Source organism: Pseudoxanthomonas sp. z9 (assembly GCF_006542425.1).
Lineage (GTDB): Bacteria > Pseudomonadota > Gammaproteobacteria > Xanthomonadales > Xanthomonadaceae > Pseudoxanthomonas_A.
In genome coordinates this window covers 112417-130467 of sequence record NZ_VFID01000016.1, presented here as the reverse complement: position 1 = coordinate 130467, position 18051 = coordinate 112417, and the positions used below count along the sequence as shown (strand labels likewise).

General features: G+C 66.6%; 13 protein-coding genes. 7 read left to right on the top strand and 6 right to left on the bottom strand.

The features are described from left to right. Positions 1-37: 37 nt before the first annotated feature. From FG323_RS18615 to FG323_RS18605, 3 genes are all read right to left on the bottom strand, one after another. Entirely contained in the window at positions 38-1402 is a 1365-nt protein-coding gene (locus tag FG323_RS18615) for an aspartate aminotransferase family protein (protein WP_141456215.1), read from the bottom strand. A gap of 131 nt (positions 1403-1533) precedes the next feature. Further along, positions 1534-2925 (bottom strand): glutamine synthetase family protein, encoded by a 1392-nt coding sequence (locus FG323_RS18610; RefSeq protein ID WP_141456214.1) that lies wholly within the window; start codon positions 2923-2925, stop codon positions 1534-1536. Between the two features lie 43 nt (positions 2926-2968). After that, complete coding sequence (locus tag FG323_RS18605) at positions 2969-3748, bottom strand: gamma-glutamyl-gamma-aminobutyrate hydrolase family protein (protein WP_141456213.1); 780 nt, start codon at positions 3746-3748, stop codon at positions 2969-2971. Positions 3749-3957: 209 nt separating this feature from the next. Here FG323_RS18605 and FG323_RS18600 point away from each other — a divergent pair, with 209 nt between their 5' ends. The 3 genes from FG323_RS18600 (at position 3958) to FG323_RS18590 (ending at position 7199) form a co-directional block, all read left to right on the top strand. Beyond that, entirely contained in the window at positions 3958-5352 is a 1395-nt protein-coding gene (locus FG323_RS18600) for a glutamine synthetase family protein (RefSeq protein ID WP_141456212.1), read from the top strand. Continuing rightward, entirely contained in the window at positions 5349-6638 is a 1290-nt protein-coding gene (locus tag FG323_RS18595; RefSeq protein ID WP_141456211.1) for an FAD-binding oxidoreductase, read from the top strand. Before FG323_RS18600 ends, FG323_RS18595 begins: the two co-directional genes overlap by 4 nt. Positions 6639-6737: 99 nt before the next feature. After that, positions 6738-7199 (top strand): bacteriohemerythrin, encoded by a 462-nt coding sequence (locus tag FG323_RS18590; RefSeq protein WP_141456210.1) that lies wholly within the window; start codon positions 6738-6740, stop codon positions 7197-7199. A gap of 113 nt (positions 7200-7312) precedes the next feature. On the opposite strand, the gene FG323_RS18585 is transcribed toward FG323_RS18590, so the two are convergent. After that, the gene (locus FG323_RS18585; RefSeq protein ID WP_141456209.1) at positions 7313-8596 is read right to left on the bottom strand and encodes an MFS transporter; all 1284 of its coding nucleotides are present in this window, start codon (positions 8594-8596) and stop codon (positions 7313-7315) included. A 341-nt stretch (positions 8597-8937) separates the two neighbouring features. On the opposite strand from FG323_RS18585, the gene FG323_RS18580 reads away from it, so the two are divergent. After that, positions 8938-9222, top strand: coding sequence for a hypothetical protein (locus FG323_RS18580; protein ID WP_141456208.1), 285 nt, complete (start codon positions 8938-8940; stop codon positions 9220-9222). 1822 nt (positions 9223-11044) lie between these two features. Here the strand turns inward: FG323_RS18580 and FG323_RS18555 are convergent. Next, complete coding sequence (locus FG323_RS18555) at positions 11045-12547, bottom strand: aldehyde dehydrogenase (RefSeq protein WP_141456205.1); 1503 nt, start codon at positions 12545-12547, stop codon at positions 11045-11047. A 59-nt stretch (positions 12548-12606) separates the two neighbouring features. Next, on the bottom strand, positions 12607-13155 hold the full coding sequence (locus FG323_RS18550) for a cupin domain-containing protein (RefSeq protein ID WP_141456204.1): 549 nt from the start codon (positions 13153-13155) through the stop codon (positions 12607-12609). A 441-nt stretch (positions 13156-13596) separates the two neighbouring features. On the opposite strand from FG323_RS18550, the gene FG323_RS18545 reads away from it, so the two are divergent. The 3 genes from FG323_RS18545 to FG323_RS18535 all read left to right on the top strand — a co-directional run bounded on the left by FG323_RS18545 (position 13597) and on the right by FG323_RS18535 (position 17684). After that, positions 13597-14973, top strand: a complete 1377-nt coding sequence (locus FG323_RS18545) for an aspartate aminotransferase family protein (RefSeq protein WP_141456203.1) — start codon at positions 13597-13599, stop codon at positions 14971-14973. Positions 14974-15054: 81 nt separating this feature from the next. Further along, on the top strand, positions 15055-16170 hold the full coding sequence (ald, locus tag FG323_RS18540) for an alanine dehydrogenase (RefSeq protein ID WP_141456202.1): 1116 nt from the start codon (positions 15055-15057) through the stop codon (positions 16168-16170). Positions 16171-16190: 20 nt separating this feature from the next. Next, on the top strand, positions 16191-17684 hold the full coding sequence (locus tag FG323_RS18535; RefSeq protein WP_141456201.1) for a CoA-acylating methylmalonate-semialdehyde dehydrogenase: 1494 nt from the start codon (positions 16191-16193) through the stop codon (positions 17682-17684). Positions 17685-18051: the final 367 nt, after the last annotated feature.

Here is an 18051-nt window from a genome sequence, read left to right as displayed (position 1 = left end):
GGCCTGGGAACCCGTTGACGACCCGCCGTTTCCATCATCAGCGACCCAGCGCCTGGGCGGTGTCGTCCAGCGCCTTCCATGCCTTGTCGAACAGTTCGTCCACCTGCTCGCGGGTGATCACCAGTGGTGGCGACAGCAGCATCGCATCCCAGGTGGCCCGCAGGATCAGGCCGCGCTTGAGCGCGAAGTCGCGGCACATCACTCCGACCGAACCGCGATCCGGGAAGAACCCGCGCTTGCCCTTGTCCGGCACCAGTTCCAGTGCCCCGACCAGGCCGGCGATGCGTGCCTGCCCGACCAGCCGGTGTTCGCCCAACTCGGCCCAGCGCTGGGCCAGATAGGGCGCGATCTCGGTCCTGGCGCGTTCGACGATCTTCTCTTCCTGCAGGATGCGGATGTTCTCCAGCGCCACCGCCGCGCACACCGGGTGGCCGGAATAGGTCGCGCCATGGGCGAGTTCGCCGCCCTGCGCCTTGAGCACGTTCGCCACGCGGTCGTTGAACATCGCCGCGCCCAGCGGGATGTAGCCGGAGGTGATGCCCTTGGCCACCGGCATGATGTCAGGCTGGAAGCCGAAGTACTGCGAGCCGAACCATTCGCCGGTGCGGCCGAAGCCGCAGATGACCTCGTCGGCGATCAGCAGCACGTCATACTTGCGGCAGATGCGTTCGATTTCCGGCCAGTAGGTGCGCGGCGGGATGTACACGCCGATGGCGCCCATGATCGGTTCGCCGATGAAGGCGGCGACCCGTTCCGGCCCCAGCTCCAGGATCTTGTCTTCCAGCCGGCGCGCCGCGACCTGGCCGTACTCGTCCTCGGACAGCTCGCCGCCGTCGGCGAACCAGAACGGCGGATCGATGTGGTGGATGTCCGGAATCGGCAGCCCGCCCTGCTTGTGCATGCCCTTCATGCCGCCCAGGCTGGCACCGGCCATGGTGGTGCCGTGGTAGCCGTCGTGGCGACCGATGAAGATGTTCTTGCGCGGCTGGTCCTGCACCGCCCAGAAGTGCCGCACCAGCCGCAGGATGGTGTCGTTGGCCTCGGATCCGGAATTGACGAAGAAGGAATGGTTGATGTCGCCCGGCGCCAGTTCGGCCAGCTTGGCCGCCAGTTCGATGGTCGGCTCGGTGGTGCACTGGAAGAAGCTGTTGTAGTACGCCAGTTGGGTCATCTGCTTCGACGCGACCTCGCCCAGTTCCCTGCGCCCGTAACCGATGTTGACGCACCACAGGCCGGCGAAGGCATCGAGCAACTGGTTGCCCTCGGCATCCCACACGTAGCAGCCCTCGCCGCGGGTGAGGATGCGGGTGCCCTTCTTGGCCAGGGCGGCGTTGTCGTTGAAGGGATGCAGGTGGTGTTCGGCGTCGAGTTTCTGGAGGGTGCGGATGTCGAGGTGTTCCATGGGGACTCCGGGATGACGTTCTTTATGGCTTGTTGTCTACGCTGGACTCGAACTGAAGCGCTCAGGGCGCTTGCGCGTGATGGTGTCGTCGGTGCTCACCGATGGCCCAAAAAATCTCGCACCATGAACACTCAGACGTTCAACAGCAGGAATTCCCGCTCCCACGAACTGATCACGCGGAAGAAGGTCTCATACTCCTTGCGCTTCACCGACACGTACGCCCGCACGAACCGCGGCCCCAGCATCTCCTGCAACGGCTTGCACGCCTCCAGCCCGTCCAGCGCCTCGCCCAGCGAGCGCGGCAGGTCGTAGCCGATTTCCTTGGCGCTGCCGGCGGTCGGCGCAGTCGGCTTGAGCTTCTCGCGGATGCCCAGCAGGCCGCAGGCCAGGGTCGCGGCCATCGCCAGGTAGGGATTGGCGTCGGAACCGGCGAAGCGGCTTTCCACCCGCATGTTCTCCGGGGTGTCCATCGGCACCCGCAGGCCGCAGGTGCGGTTGTCGTAGCCCCACTGCACGTTGCTGGGCGAGACCTCGCCGAACATCAGCCGGCGGTAGGAATTGACGTTGGGCGCGAAGAACGCCATCGCCATCGGCACGTACTTCTGCAGGCCGGCCAGGTAATGCCCGAACACCGGACTGAACTTGCCCGGATCCTTGCCGGTGAACACGTTGTGGCCCTTCTTCGCGTCCACCACGCTCTGGTGGATGTGCATCGCGCTGCCGGGCTCGTTCTCCATCGGCTTGGCCAGGAAGGTGGCGTAGACACCGTGCCGCATCGCCGCCTCGCGCATGGTGCGCTTGAACAGGAACACCTGATCGGCCAGCGCCATCGCGCCGGCGTGGGTGAAATTGACTTCCAGCTGGGCCGCGCCGGATTCGTGGATCAGCGTGTCCACGTCCAGTTCCATCGCCTCGCAGTAGTCGTACATCAGGTCCAGGATCGGATCGAACTCGTTGACCGCGTCGATCGAATACGACTGGCGCGCGGTTTCCGGGCGCCCGGAACGGCCGGCCGGCGGCAACAGCGGGAAATCCGGGTCGGTGTTCTTCTGCACCAGGAAGAACTCCAGCTCCGGCGCGACCACCGGGCGCAGGCCGGCCTTTTCGTACTCGGCCAATACCCGTCGCAGCACGTTGCGCGGCGCCAGTTCGTGCGGCTGCCCGGCCTTGGTGTAGCAGTCGTGGATGATCTGCGCTGTGGGATCGGCGGCCCACGGCACCATCCGCACCGTGTCCGGATCCGGGCGCAGCATCATGTCCGAGTCCGACGGCGAGGTCAGTTCGTAATAGTCGTCCGGATAGTCGCCGGTGACGGTGGTGGCGAAGATGCCCTCCGGCAGGCGGGTGCCGTAGTCGTGCGAGAACTTGTCGGCGGGAATGATCTTGCCGCGCGCATTGCCGGTGATGTCCGGCACCAGGCATTCGACCTCGGTGATGCGGCGTTCCTTCAGCCAGCGCCGCAGCGCGCTCTCTTCGGCCTGCTGCGGCGTGGTCGGTTTTCGGGTGTTCTTTTTCTGGCTCATGGGGATACGGTTCGGAGTCGTGAACGGGAAGGACGCAAGCGCTTCATGCCGCGCGGGGCGGCGGGCGTTCGCGTGCGCGCCGTTCGGCACGCTCCCGGCAGGCGGCTCCGAACGCCTGGAAGATCGACAGGTAGAACGGGTTCCCGGCGACCCGCCATTCCGGATGCCACTGCACGCCGAGCAGGAAGCCCGGGCCGTCATGGCGGAAGGCCTCGATCAGCCCGTCCGGCGCGGTGGCTTCCACGATCAGATCGCGGCCGAGCCGGCGCACGCCCTGTCCGTGCAGCGAATTGACCTTCACCCGCTCCACACCGGCCCAGCGCGCCAGCAGGCCGTCCGGCGCCAGCGCGATGTCGTGCGCGGGGCCGTACTGGACGTCGAGCGGATCGTCCGGACGTTCGCGGTGATCCAGGAAGCCGGGCTGCTCGTGCACCTTCTGGTACAGGCTGCCGCCGAGGGCGACGTTGACCTCCTGGAAACCGCGGCAGATCGCCAGCAGCGGCACGCCCATGTCCATCGCCAGCGGAATCAGCGCCAGGTTGGTGGCGTCGCGGCGCGGATCCAGCAGGTTGCCTTCGTAGCTGGATTCGTCGCTGTAGTGATGCGGTTCGATGTTGCTGACCGAGCCCGTCAGCAGGACGCCGTCGACGCGGCGCAGGAACTCGCGCAGCGGCAACGCCGGGTCCAGGGTGGGCAGCAGCACCGGCATCGCGCCGGCGCCGTCGACCACCGCGCGGATGTACTTCTCTCCGACCGCGAGGAAGGGATGCGCGCCGATTTGCTTGTGATCGGTCGGCAGGCCGACCAGCGGCTGGCTGGTCATGCAGGGGGCTCGGGATGGCTTGGAGCCACCTTAGCCCGGCCGTTTTATTTTTACAACACGGGGTGCGAATCAGCGCCCATGCGCCCCGGATTGGTGCGTAGCAGCACCGGTTTCGGGCGTTTTTGAGATGCTAGGCGGCGAGTGTCGTTGAGTATTCTTGACAACGCATCTCCTCTGCTAAGCTGCCTCCGGCCTTCCGGAGCGCCTGCATGAACCTCCCTTCCCACCCCGAATCGTCCGCCGCCGCGGGCCTGCCCGAGGACGACGCGCTCACCCTGCGCGGCATCCACGGCTGCGAACTGATCGACCTGATCCTGCCCGACATGAACGGCCTACTGCGCGGCAAGCGCATCACCCGCGACGCGCTGGACAAGGTCTACACGGATGGGGTGTGCCTGCCGATGTCGTTGATCGCCACCGACATCACCGGCAACACGGTCGAGGAAACCGGCCTGGGCTACGACATCGGCGACGAGGATCGCATCTGCCGGCCCGTGCCGGGTTCGCTGCGCTCCGTGCCTTGGGCGCCGCGGCCGATGGCGCAACTGCTGCTGGCGATGGAGGACGCGGCCGGCGGCCTGTTCGAGGCCAACCCGCGCGAGGTGCTGCGGCGGGTACTGGCGCGCTACGCCGCGCGCGGGCTCAAGCCGGTGGTGGCGGTGGAACTGGAGTTCTACCTGTTCGAACAGCGCCCGGACGCCGACGGCCGTCCGGTGGCATCCCGCAACCCCGCCACCGGCGCGCCCAACCGCAGCACGCAGGTCTACTACATGGAAGATCTCAACGACTACCGCGGCTTCACCGACGCGGTCGCCGCCGCCTGCCGCGCCCAGCGCATTCCGGCCGACACCGCCGTCGCGGAATACGCGCCCGGCCAGTTCGAGATCAACCTCAAGCACCGCGACGACGCCCTGCTGGCGTGCGATGACGCCATCTACCTGAAGCGCGCGATCAAGGCGATCGCCCAGCAGCAGGGCGCGCTGGCCAGCTTCATGGCCAAGCCGCTGGTCGACCAGGCCGGCAGCGGCATGCACATCCACGTCAGCGTGCTGGATGGCGAAGGCCGCAACGTGTTCGCCTCGCCGGTCGGACAGCCGGCCGACGCACTGCGGCACGCCATCGGCGGCCTGCAGCGCAGCGCCGCCGACTGCCTGCTGCTGTTCGCGCCCAATGCCAACAGCTACCGGCGCTTCGTGCTCAACGCGTTCGTGCCGCTCAATACCTGCTGGGGCTACAACAACCGCACCGTCGCCATGCGCATCCCGCACGGCGGCGAGGCCAATACACGGGTCGAACATCGCATCGCCGGCGCCGACGCCAACGTCTACCTGGTCACCGCCGCGGTGCTGGCGGGCATGCTGCACGGCATCGAGAACGGCTTCGACCCCGGCCCGCCGATCACCGGCAACGCCTACGAGCAGACCGAGAACCTGACCCCGTTCTGGCGCGACACCATCGACGATTTCCTCGCCAGCAACTTCGTCGCCGAATGGTTCGGTACCCCGTTCCGGCACATCTACGGCCAGCAGAAGCTCAAGGAGATGCGCAGCTTCAATACCCAGGTCACCGATCTGGAGTACGACTGGTACCTGCGGTCGGTATGAGCCGGCGCGACACCGCCGCCTATCCGCCCTCCTGGTACGCGGCCAGCGCCGCGCCGCTGTCGCCGCAGCCGCGGCTGGAAGGCGAGCTGCAGGCCGACGTGTGCATCCTCGGCGCCGGTTATACCGGCCTGTCGGCGGCGCTGGAACTGGCCGAAGCCGGTTATCGCGTGATCGTGCTGGAAGCCGAGCGGATCGGTTGGGGCGCCAGCGGCCGCAACGGCGGCCAGGCGATCGTCGGCTACGGTTGCGAGCAGGACACCCTGGAACGGCTGGTCGGGCGCGCCGATGCACGGCGCCTGTTCGATTTCTCGCGCGAGGGCATGACCCTGATGCGGGACCGCATCCAGCGCCATGCCATCGCCTGCGACTGGCGCGACGGACACGCCAGCGTGCCCATCAAACCGCGCCAGGCGCAGGCGCTGAAGCGCTGGCAGGCGCACATGGCCGAGCACTACGACTACCCGATGGAATGGTGGGATCGCGAACAACTGCGCGCGCAACTGGCCAGTGATCGCTATCTCGGCGCCATCTACGACCCGCTCAGCGGCCATCTGCATCCGCTCGAATACGCTTTTGGGCTGGCCCGCGCCGCGCTGGCGGCGGGCGTGCGCATCTTCGAGCATTCGCGCGTCGTCCGGCTGGAACGTGGCGCCGCGCCGGTCCTGCACACCGACGCCGGGCGGGTCCGCTGCGACTTCGCCGTGCTGGCCGGCAATGCCTGGCTACGCGGCGTCGCGCCGGAGCTGGAATCGCGGATCATGCCGGTCGGCACCTACATCGGCGCCACCACGCCACTGGGCGAGGAACGCGCCCGCGCCCTGATCCGCAACGACATGGCGGTGGCGGACGTGAACTGGGCGCTGGACTATTTTCGCCTGAGCCGCGACCACCGCCTGCTGTTCGGCGGCCGCGCCAGCTATTCCACCTTGCCCCCGCCCAACCTGCGCGGCACCATGGCGCGGCGGATGCGGCGGGTCTTCCCGCAACTGGCCGATGTCGACATCGAGTACGTCTGGGGTGGCTACGTCGACATTTCGCTCAACCGCGCCCCGCACTGGGGCCGGCTGGCGCCCAACGTCTACTTCGCCCAGGGTTTCAGCGGACACGGCGTGGCGGCCACCGGCCTGGCCGGCAAGGTCATCGCCGATGCCATCCGCGGGCAGGCCGAACGGCTGGACGCCTTCGCCCGCATCCCGCACCGGCCCTTCCCCGGCGGCCGCCTGCTGCGCACCCCGATGCTGGTGGCGGCGATGGCCTGGTACAAGTTACGGGACGCACTCTGGTAGGGATTTTCCACCGGTTTGATCGGAATCAATGCCCGCCGGGCGGGCTCTTCCTAGAGTGTTTTCCAGGCACGCATACCCCGGCGTGCGGGAAGTACCGACATGGCCCTACTCGTCTGGCAGGACGACCTGAACACCGGCGTGGACGTGATCGACGCCCAGCACCGCCGCATCGTCGAGATGATCAACCGCCTGCACATCGCCAACCGTTCGATGGAACGGATCGCGGTGGCCGAGGTCATCGAGGAACTGGTCGACTACACCCTCTCCCACTTCGCCTTCGAGGAGGAGCTGATGGAGGAGGCCGGCTATCCGTTCTCGGCCGCGCACAAGCGCGTGCACCAGTTGTTCGCCAAGCGCGTGGGCGAATACCGGATGCGCTTCGAGGCCGGCGACGACATCGGCGACGAGCTGCGTTCCATGCTCGCCCGCTGGCTGTACAACCACATCCGCAGCGACGACAAGGACTATGCCGACGCGGTGAAGCACCACCTCAACCTGTTCGCCCGCGAGCACCAGGAAGGCGGCTGGCTGGGGCGCACCCTCAAGCGGCTGTTCCGGTGACGCGGCGCTCGCTCCGCTGACCGGCCAGCGGCTTCGGACGCATTCCGCCGAGCAAGCTCGGCGCTACATGCCGGCTTCGCTCCGCTGCGCCATGCCCGGCCAAGCCACGCCCCTCAACGCGAACGCGGCATCAGCCAAAGCGCCAGCAAGGTGAGCACCGCGGCGCCGCACAGGTAGTAGCCCACGTAGGCCAGCCCGAACTGTTCGGCCAGCTTGGTCGCCACGTAGGGTGCCAGCGACGCGCCGAAGATGCCGGCCAGGTTGAACGCAAGCGATGCGCCGGTATAGCGCACCTCGGTGGGAAACATCTCCGCCAGGATCGTGCCGCACGGTCCATAGGTCAGGCCCATGATGCCAAGGCCCAAGGCCAGGAACAGCAGTACGCCGGCGGCGCTGCCGGAAGAGAACAGCGGCGCGAACGCAAGCCCGAACGCGAAGATCGCGATGCTGGCGAGGATCATCGCCCGCCGCCGTCCGCGCCGATCTGCGTACAGCGCGGCCACTGGAATGCCGATGGCGAAGAACAGCACGCCGACCATCTGCAGCAACAGGAACTGCTCGCGTGAATAGCCCAGCCGCGAGGTGCCCCAGCTCAGCGCGAACACGGTCATCAGGTAGAACAGCACGAAGGTCGCCATCGCCGCGAAGGTGCCGGCCAGCAGCGCGCGCGGATGCTGCTTCAGCACGGTGATCATCGGCAGGCGCACGCGCTCGTCGCGGTCCAGGGTCTTCTGGAAATCCGGTGTCTCGGTGATGCGCAGGCGTACCCACAGGCCGACGATCACCAGCGCCGCGCTGGCCAGGAACGGGATGCGCCAGCCCCAGGCGAGGAACTGCGCGTCGGTCATCAATTCGGTCAGCAGCAGGAAGATGCCGGTCGAGCACAGGAAGCCAATCGGCGCGCCCAGTTGCGGGAACATGCCGTACCAGGCGCGCTTGCCCGGCGGCGCGTTCTCGGTCGCCAGCAGCACCGCACCGCCCCACTCGCCGCCCAGCCCCAGGCCCTGGCCGAACCGGCACAGCGCCAATAGCAACGGCGCGAAGATGCCGATGCTGGCGTAGGTCGGCAGCAGGCCGATGGCGACGGTGGACAGGCCCATGGTCAGCAAGGCGGCCACCAGCGTCGCCTTGCGGCCGATCCGGTCCCCGTAGTGGCCGAATATCGCCGAACCGACCGGTCGGGCGAAGAACGCCAGCGCGAAGGTCGCCAATGATTGCAGCGTCGCCGCGCCGGCGTCGGCCTCGGGGAAGAACAGTTTCGGGAACACCAGCACCGCGGCGGTGGCGTAGATGTAGAAATCGAAGAATTCGATGGTGGTGCCGATGAGGCTGGCGAACAGGACGCGACGGGGCGAGTTGCCCGGCAGGGCGGGATCGGCGACGGCAGTGGCGGTCATGGGGGCGCGGAAGGGGGTGACGGCCCGATTCTGGCAGATCCGGAAGGGGCGCAAAGGCAAATCCCCCTCGGTCCCCCTTTGCAAAGGGGGGAGGACCAGCCGTTCGATTGGCTTGCCTCTGACGCAAAAGGCATTCCCCCTCGGTCCCCCTTTTGCAAAGGGGAAGGTCATCGCGGACTGTCGTGATAATGAAGGACAGCCCCCTTTGAAAAAGGGGGCGGGCGCCTGCGAAGCAGGCGACGGGGGAATCGCTCTTGGCGCCATCCCACCAGGCCAGCAACTCCCCTTCCCCGCTTTCATGCGATCCTCCCCACGTTCTCCCTTCATGCAGGAGCCCGACCATGGATGAGGACCTGGACAGCCTTTCGCGCGACGAACTGATCGCCGAAATACGCCGCCTGCGCGCCGGCATCCGCGAGCATCGCGACAGCAGCGGCCACGACCTGTGCTGGCACCATCCCGCGCTGTGGGGCTTGCTGCCGGAGAAGAGCGACCCGCGACCCGAAGTGCCCGACTGGCCGCAGTTCCTGCGCGGTTGCATCCGCTACCGCCAATCGCTGGATCGGCAACTGCCCGATGCCCCGCGAACGAATCGCCCGTTCCCCCCCGACGACGCCGATCGGTAGGAGCGACGTGAGTCGCGACCGTCGTCCGAGGAACTTACTGTGGGAGCGACGTCAGTCGCGAAACTCGCAACGCTCCGCAAAGTCTGTCGTATGCGGAGCAAAAGCATCGCGACTCACGTCGCTCCCACAGGGAAACATGTTTTTGGCCGTATCAATCCGCGAGATTGATCCAGGTCGCCTTGATCTCGGTGTACTTGTCGAAGGCGTGCAGCGATTTGTCGCGGCCGTTGCCGGACTGCCCGTAGGAGCGACGTGAGTCGCGACCGTGGCCCGAGGAACTTCCCGTGGGAGCGACGTCAGTCGCGAAACTCGCAGCGATCCACGAAGTCTCTGAGCAAAAGCATCGCGACTCACGTCGCTCCCACGGGGAAATCTGTTTTTGTCCGTATCAATCCTCGAGATTGATCCAGGTCGCCTTGATCTCGGTGTACTTGTCGAAGGCGTGCAGTGATTTGTCGCGGCCGTTGCCGGACTGCCCGTAGGAGCGACGTGAGTCGCGACCGTGGCCCGAGGAACTTCCCTGTGGGAGCGACGTCAGTCGCGAAACTCGCAGCGATCCGCAAAGTCTCTGAGCAAAAGCATCGCGACTCACGTCGCTCCCACAGGGATATCTGTTTTTGTCCGTATCAATCCTCGAGATTGATCCAGGCCGCCTTGATCTCGGTGTACATGCCGAAGGCGTGCAGTGATTTGTCGCGGCCGTTGCCGGACTGCCCGTAGGAGCGACGTGAGTCGCGACCGTGGCCCGAGGAACTTCCCTGTGGGAGCGACGTCAGTCGCGAAACTCGCAGCGGTCCGCGAAGTCTCTGAGCAAAAGCATCGCGACTCACGTCGCTCCCACGGGGAAATCTGTTTTTGTCCGTATCAATCCTCGAGATTGATCCAGGTCGCCTTGATCTCGGTGTACTTGTCGAAGGCGTGCAGCGATTTGTCGCGGCCGTTGCCGGACTGCCCGTAGGAGCGACGTGAGTCGCGACCGTGGCCCGAGGAACTTCCCGTGGGAGCGACGTCAGTCGCGAAACTCGCAGCGATCCACGAAGTCTCTGAGCAAAAGCATCGCGACTCACGTCGCTCCCACGGGGATATCTGTTTTTGTCCGTATCAATCCTCGAGATTGATCCAGGTCGCCTTGATCTCGGTGTACTTGTCGAAGGCGTGCAGTGATTTGTCGCGGCCGTTGCCGGACTGCCCGTAGGAGCGACGTGAGTCGCGACCGTGGCCCGAGGAACTTCCCTGTGGGAGCGACGTCAGTCGCGAAACTCGCAGCGATCCGCAAAGTCTCTGAGCAAAAGCATCGCGACTCACGTCGCTCCCACAGGGATATCTGTTTTTGTCCGTATCAATCCTCGAGATTGATCCAGGCCGCCTTGATCTCGGTGTACATGCCGAAGGCGTGCAGTGATTTGTCGCGGCCGTTGCCGGACTGCCCGTAGGAGCGACGTGAGTCGCGACCGTGGCCCGAGGAACTTCCCTGTGGGAGCGACGTCAGTCGCGAAACTCGCAGCGGTCCGCGAAGTCTCTGAGCAAAAGCATCGCGACTCACGTCGCTCCCACGGGGAAATCTGTTTTTGTCCGTATCAATCCTCGAGATTGATCCAGGTCGCCTTGATCTCGGTGTACTTGTCGAAGGCGTGCAGTGATTGTCGCGGCCGTTGCCGGACTGTCCGTAGGAGCGACGTGAGTCGCGACCGTGGCCCGAGGAACTTCCCTGTGGGAGCGACGTCAGTCGCGAAACTCGCAGCGATCCGCAAAGTATCTCGTATGCGGAGCAAAAGCATCGCGACTCACGTCGCTCCCACAGGGAAATCTGTTTTTGTCCGTATCAATCCTCGAGATTGATCCAGGTCGCCTTGATCTCGGTGTACTTGTCGAAGGCGTGCAGTGATTTGTCGCGGCCGTTGCCGGACTGCTTGTAGCCGCCGAACGGCGCGGTCATGTCGCCGCCGTCCCAGTAATTCACCCAGACGCTGCCGGCGCGCAGCTTGCGCGCGACACGGTGCGCACGGGCGATGTCGCGGGTCCAGACCCCGGCGGCCAGGCCGTATTCGGTGTCGTTGGCCATGCGCAGCGCCTGTTCCTCGTTGTCGAAGGCAATCACCGACAGCACCGGTCCGAAGATTTCCTCGCGCGAGATGGTGTGATCGTGGGCCACGCCGTCGAACACCGTGGGTTCGATATAGCAGCCGCCGGACACCACCTCGGCGCGTCCGCCACCCAGCACCAGGTGCGCACCTTCGGCCACGCCTTTCTCGATGTAGCCGAGCACGCGGTTCGTCTGGGTCTCGTCGACCATCGCGCCCATCGGCGCGCCCGGGTCCAGCGGATGGCGGGGCTGCATCTTCCGTCCCGCCTCGACCACGCGGGCGACGAACTCGTCCTTGATCGCGCGTTCCACCAGCAGGCGCGAAGCGGCAGTGCAGACCTCGCCCTGGTTGTAGAAGATGCCGCCGGCCGCGGCCTCGGCGGCCTTGTCCAGATCCGGCGCGTCGGCGAACACGAGGTTCGGACTCTTGCCGCCGCATTCCATGTAGGCGCGTTTCATGTTCGACAAGCCGGCGCACTGCAACAGGCGCTTGCCGACCGCCGTCGAGCCGGTGAACACCAGTCCGTCCACGTCCATGTGCAATGCCAGCGGCTCACCGGCCTCCTTGCCGAAGCCAGGCACGACGTTGAACACGCCGGCGGGAATGCCCGCCGCCATCGCCAGTTCGGCCAGCCGGATCGCGCTCAGTGGCGATTTCTCCGAAGGTTTCAGCACGATCGAATTGCCGGTCGCAAGCGCGGGCGCGAACTTCCAGGCCGCCATCAGCATCGGGAAATTCCACGGCACGATCGCGCCGACCACGCCGAGCGGTTCGCGGGTCACCAGACCGAGTTCGTCCGGTCCCGTGGCGGCGATTTCGCCGTACACCTTGTCCAGCGCCTCGCCGGTCCAGCTCACGCAGCGGATCGTCGCGGCCACGTCCACCTGGCGCGCGTCGGTGACCGGCTTGCCCATGTCCAGCGATTCCAGCAGCGCCAGTTCGTCGCCATGCGTTTCGATCAGCTGGGCGAATTTCAGCAGCACCTTCTTGCGGTGGGTCGGTTTCGCGTTCGCCCAGGCGCCTGCCTCGAAGCTGCGTCGCGCCGCTGCCACCGCGCGATCGATGTCCTCGCTTCCGCCCTCGGCGACCTTTGCCAGCACCCGCCCGTCGATCGGACTGACGCAGTCGAAGGTCTTGCCGCCGGCCGCGTCCACGTAACGGCCGTCGATGAACGCCTGGCTGCGGATGGACAACCCGGCGGCCATCGCCAGCCAGTCTTCGCGGGTGCGGGGTGCGTTCATCGTCGGCTCCTGGGGGAAGGGAAATGCAGTGCCGCCCGCGCGGGGCGACGGCGATGGAATCAGAACGTGGCGGGAGTATTGGCGCTGACGATCACCGCGTCGCCCTCGCCCACGTTGCGGAAACGGTGCGGCACCCGGCTCTCGAAGTAGTACGCCTCGCCGGGGCCGAGCACCCGGACCTGATCGCCGACGGTGACCTCGACCTGCCCGGCGATGATCACTCCGCCCTCCTCGCCGTCATGGCGCAGCATGGTTTCGCCGGTGTCGGTGCCGGCCGGCATCACCTCGCGCAGGATGCACATCTGCCGCTGCGGGCGGTGCTGGCCGACCAGAAAGTAATGCACGCCGTTGCTGCCCACGTCCGGCAGGTCCGCCACACCATAGAACGGGTTGTCGGGCAGGCCGGCTTCCAGATCCAGGGTGAAGAAATCGGCCAGCGAGATCGGGATGCCGTCCAGCACCTTCTTCAGCGAGCTGACCGAGGGGCTGACCTTGTTCTGTTCGATCAGCGAGATGGTGCTGTTGGTGACGCCCACGCGCTTGGCCAGCTCGCGCTGGCTGAGGTGCTTGGATTTGCGGACCAGTTGCAGGCGGGCGCCGATGTCCATTCCCGTGGGCGTACCGGTGGCGGATGTTGCGGATACTTTACACCCGGTGAGGAGGGCGTCAATTTGGGCGACCGCTCGCGCTTTTGCCTTTGCTCTCGCCTTCCGGGCCCCATGAAGCCGGCAGGCCGGGCGGGCGAACACCCTGAAGGGGCGGCGCGCAGGGCGCGGGCCGTTTCGGTCAGGCACGGGGGGCGCACCATCCAGAATTGCCCGTCCGGACGGCAAACCCGGCCCGTGCAGCGGGTCGGGCGGCGCCTGAGGGGTGTGCTTTCCTTGGCCACTTTCTTTGCACAAGCAACGATATTGACTCGCGCTCGCAGACGCGAAGGCCATCGCCTTTGCTTCAGGGGTTCCCAAACCGCCATCGGGGCTGTCCAGCGGCAGTTGTAAAGTTTATTCAACGCGGTAAGCTTCGGCCCTACCCCGCAGCCAGGAGCCGCCATGAGCGCCGACGCCCCCTCCTCCTCCCGCGCACTGGCGGATTTCTATGAAACGCAGGCCCTGCAGGCGCCCGAATCACTCAACGCGTTCTGGATGCCGTTCACCGCCAACAAGCAGTTCAAGGCGGCGCCACGCCTGCTCGCCAGCGCCTCCGGCATGCATTACCGCTCGGTCGATGGCCGCGAGATCCTCGATGCCACGTCGGGCCTGTGGTGCTGCAACGCCGGCCACGCGCGGCCGCGCATCGTCGAGGCGGTGAAGAAGCAAATCGAGACGCTCGACTTCGCGCCCAATTTCTCGATGAGCTCGCCGCTGCCGTTCGTGCTGGCCGAGCGGCTGGCGGAACTGACCCCGGGCGACCTCAACCATGTCTTCTATACCAACTCCGGATCCGAATCGGTCGACAGCGCGCTTAAGATCGCGCTGGCCTACCACCGCGCGCGCGGCGAAGGCCAACGCACCCGCCTGATCGGCCGCGAGAAGGCCTATCACGGGGTCGGTTTCGGCGGCATCTCGGTCGGCGGCCTGCCCAACAACCGCAAGTGGTTCGGCAGCCTGTTGCCGGGCGTGGATCACCTGCGCCATACCCTGGATCTGGAGCGCAACACGTTCTCGCGCGGCCTGCCGCCGTTCGGCATCGAACTGGCCGAGGATCTGGAGCGGATGGTCGCGCTGCACGACGCCTCCACCATCGCCGCGGTGATCATCGAACCGATCTCCGGCTCGGCTGGCGTGATCATCCCGCCGGAAGGCTATCTGCGCCGCATCCGCGAGATCTGCGACAAGTACGGCATCCTGCTGATCTTCGACGAGGTCATCACCGGCTTCGGCCGCCTCGGCCGCGCATTCGGCGCGCAGCGCTTCGACGTCACCCCGGACATCATCACCGCCGCCAAGGGCCTGACCAACGGCTGCGTGCCGATGGGCGCGGTGTTCGTCTCGGAGAAGATCCACGACGTGTTCACCCACGGCCCGGACAACGCCATCGACCTGTTCCATGGCTATACCTATTCCGGCCATCCGCTGGCCTGCGCCGCCGCGCTGGCGACGCTGGACACCTATGCGGAAGAGAACCTGTTCGAGCGCTCGCTGGAACTGGGCGACTACTGGGAAGACGCCATCCACGGCCTGCGCGGCCTGCCGAACATCGCCGACATCCGCAACTTCGGCCTGGTCGGCGCCATCGAGATGGCACCGCGGGCCGGCGCGCCGGGCGCCCGCGCCTACGACGTGTTCAACCGCGCCTTCCACGAGGGCAACCTGCTGACCCGGGTCACCGGCGATGTCATCGCGCTGTCGCCGCCGTTGATCGCCGAACGCGGGCACATCGATCGCATCTTCGCCACCCTGGCCGATATCATCCGCACCACCGCCTGACGCTTTCCCGCTTCCCGACATCCGCCCCTGCACGCCCCGGCGCTCCCCACGCGCATCCATCCTCACGCAACGGAGAGAAACATGCTGATCGGCGTTCCCAAGGAAATAAAGAACCATGAGTACCGCATTGGCCTGACTCCGGCCGGTGCGCGCGAACTGATTGCCCATGGTCACCAGGTGATGGTGCAGAAGGACGGCGGCAAGGCGATCGGCCTGACCGACGAACAGTATGCGAAGGCGGGGGCGGAGATCGTCTCCGGCGCCGACGAAATCTTCCGTCGCGCCGACATGATCATCAAGGTCAAGGAACCGCAACCGGTGGAATGCGCGATGCTGCGGCCCGGCCAGGTCCTCTACACCTACCTGCACCTGGCGCCGGATCCGGAACAGACCAAGGCGCTGGTCGCCTCGGGCGTCACCGCGATCGCCTACGAGACCGTCACCGACAACCGTGGCGGCCTGCCACTGCTGGCGCCGATGAGCGAAGTGGCCGGGCGCATGTCGATCCAGGCCGGCGCGCACGCCCTGGAAAAGGCGCAGGGCGGATCCGGCATCCTGCTCGGCGGCGTGCCGGGGGTGAAACCGGCGGAAGTGCTGGTCATCGGCGGCGGCGTGGTCGGATTGAACGCTGCGCGCATGGCGATGGGCCTGGGCGCGCACGTGACCATCCTCGACCGCTCCATCGACCGCCTGAAGTACATCGACGAGCTGTACGGCGATCGCCTGACCACCATCTACTCCACCCACGACGCCATCGAGGAACGCCTGCCCTACACCGACCTGGTGATCGGCGCGGTGCTGATCCCCGGCGCGGCCGCGCCCAAGCTGGTGTCGCGCGCGCAGCTGAAGCTGATGCGCCCGGGCTCGGTGCTGGTGGACGTGGCCATCGATCAGGGCGGCTGCTTCGAGACCAGCCATCCCACCACCCACCAGGACCCGACCTACGAGGTGGATGGCGTCATCCACTACTGCGTCGCCAACATGCCCGGCGGCGTGGCCCGCACCTCCACCTTCGCCCTGACCAACGCCACCCTGCCCTTCGCCGTGCAACTGGCGAACAAGGGCGCGCGCCGCGCCTTGCTGGACGATCCCCACCTGCTCAACGGCCTGAACGTCTACGCCGGCAAGATCACCTACCGCGCGGTGGCCGAGGATCTGGGCTATCCCTACGTACCGGCGGCGCAGGCGCTGGGCTGAACCCGAACGCGAACTCCCCCATGATCGACACCCTGCACCACTTCATCAACGGCCACCCGGTGGCCGGCACCAGCGGCCGTCATGGCGAGGTTTTCGACCCCGCCTCCGGCCAGGTGGCCGCGCATGTCCCGCTGGCCTCGGCCGACGAGGTCGCGGTGGCGGTGCATACCGCGCAGGCCGCGTTTCCGGCCTGGAGCGCGGTCACCCCGCTCAATCGCGCGCGGGTGCTGTTCCGGTTCAAGGAGCTGGTGGAACGCCATGCGGACGAGCTCGCCCTGCGCATCACCTACGAGCACGGCAAGGTGCTGTCGGATGCGCGCGGCGAGGTGACCCGCGGGCTGGAGGTGGTGGAATTCGCCTGCGGCATCCCGCACCTGCTCAAGGGCGAGCATTCGATGAACGTCGGCCGCGACGTGGATTCGTGGAGCGAACATGCGCCGTTGGGCGTGGTCGCCGGCATCACCCCGTTCAATTTCCCGGCGATGGTGCCGCTGTGGATGTTCCCGGTGGCGCTGGCCTGCGGCAACACCTTCGTGCTCAAGCCATCCGAACGGGATCCCTCCGCCTCGATGATGCTGGCCGGACTGCTGCGCCAGGCCGGCCTGCCGGATGGCGCGTTCAACGTGGTGAACGGCGACAAGGAAGCGGTGGATGCGCTGCTGGACGACCCGCGCGTGCAGGCGGTCAGCTTCGTCGGCTCCACCCCCATCGCCGAATACATCTACGCGCGCGGCAGCGCCAACGGCAAGCGGGTACAGGCGCTGGGTGGAGCGAAGAACCACATGGTGGTGTTGCCCGACGCCGATCTCGACGGCGCGGCCGCCGCCCTGCTCGGCGCCGGCTACGGGTCGGCCGGCGAGCGCTGCATGGCGATCTCGGTGGCCGTGTGCGTGGGCGATCACACCGCCGACGCGCTGATCGAAAGGCTGGCCCCGCAGGTCGCCGCACTGAAGATTGGCGCCGGCAGCCGCGATACCGAAATGGGCCCGCTGGTGACCGGCGCGCACCGCGACAAGGTGCGCGGCTACGTGGATCTGGGTGTCGCCGAAGGCGCCACCCTGGTGGTGGATGGACGCGGGCTGGCCGTGGAAGGCTCGCCCGACGGTTTCTTCCTCGGCGGCTGCCTGTTCGATCACGTCACTCCGGACATGCGCATCTACCGCGAAGAGATCTTCGGCCCGGTGCTGTGCGTGGTGCGGGTGCCGGATTTCGACACCGCACTGCGACTGGTCAACGAACACGAATACGGCAACGGCGCCGCGGTGTTCACCCGCGACGGTGGCGCCGCGCGCGAGTTCGCCCACCAGGTACAGGCCGGCATGGTCGGCATCAACGTGCCGATCCCGGTGCCGATGGCCTTCCACAGCTTCGGCGGTTGGAAGCGCTCGCTGTTCGGCCCGCTGCACGTGCACGGCCCGGACGGCGTGCGCTTCTACACCCGCCTGAAGACCATCACCGCCCGCTGGCCCGAAGGCGCGCGCGGCGCCGAATTCGTGATGCCGACGATGAAGTGAGCGTCAGTGTTCTTTACCACCTGATTGTGGGAGCGACGTAAGTCTCGAGCTTTTCGCGTTTTCCCCGGCTCCGTCATCGCGACTCACGTCGCTCCCACAAGGGATGCTTTGGCTGGCGTCACGTCTTCATCGCATTGACCCTGGCCGTGACCGTCGGCCCAGCCGGAGCGAGCGTTGGCGCATCCTTCCGTTTGACTGTGAGAGCGACGTAAGTCGCGAGCTTTTGCGCGATTTTCCCGGCTCCGTCATCGCGACTCACGTCGCTCCCACAAGGGGTACTTTGGCTGGCGTCACGTCTTCATCGCATTGACCCTGGCCGTGACCATTGGCCCAGCCGGAGCTAGCGTCGGCCCATCCTTCCGTTTGA

Coding starts and splice junctions, on each gene's coding strand:
- FG323_RS18615 (WP_141456215.1), bottom strand. CDS start 1,402: ATGGAACACCTCGACATCCGCACCCTCCAGAAACTCGACGCCGAACAC.
- FG323_RS18610 (WP_141456214.1), bottom strand. CDS start 2,925: ATGAGCCAGAAAAAGAACACCCGAAAACCGACCACGCCGCAGCAGGCC.
- FG323_RS18605 (WP_141456213.1), bottom strand. CDS start 3,748: ATGACCAGCCAGCCGCTGGTCGGCCTGCCGACCGATCACAAGCAAATC.
- FG323_RS18600 (WP_141456212.1), top strand. CDS start 3,958: ATGAACCTCCCTTCCCACCCCGAATCGTCCGCCGCCGCGGGCCTGCCC.
- FG323_RS18595 (WP_141456211.1), top strand. CDS start 5,349: ATGAGCCGGCGCGACACCGCCGCCTATCCGCCCTCCTGGTACGCGGCC.
- FG323_RS18590 (WP_141456210.1), top strand. CDS start 6,738: ATGGCCCTACTCGTCTGGCAGGACGACCTGAACACCGGCGTGGACGTG.
- FG323_RS18585 (WP_141456209.1), bottom strand. CDS start 8,596: ATGACCGCCACTGCCGTCGCCGATCCCGCCCTGCCGGGCAACTCGCCC.
- FG323_RS18580 (WP_141456208.1), top strand. CDS start 8,938: ATGGATGAGGACCTGGACAGCCTTTCGCGCGACGAACTGATCGCCGAA.
- FG323_RS18555 (WP_141456205.1), bottom strand. CDS start 12,547: ATGAACGCACCCCGCACCCGCGAAGACTGGCTGGCGATGGCCGCCGGG.
- FG323_RS18550 (WP_141456204.1), bottom strand. CDS start 13,155: ATGGACATCGGCGCCCGCCTGCAACTGGTCCGCAAATCCAAGCACCTC.
- FG323_RS18545 (WP_141456203.1), top strand. CDS start 13,597: ATGAGCGCCGACGCCCCCTCCTCCTCCCGCGCACTGGCGGATTTCTAT.
- ald (WP_141456202.1), top strand. CDS start 15,055: ATGCTGATCGGCGTTCCCAAGGAAATAAAGAACCATGAGTACCGCATT.
- FG323_RS18535 (WP_141456201.1), top strand. CDS start 16,191: ATGATCGACACCCTGCACCACTTCATCAACGGCCACCCGGTGGCCGGC.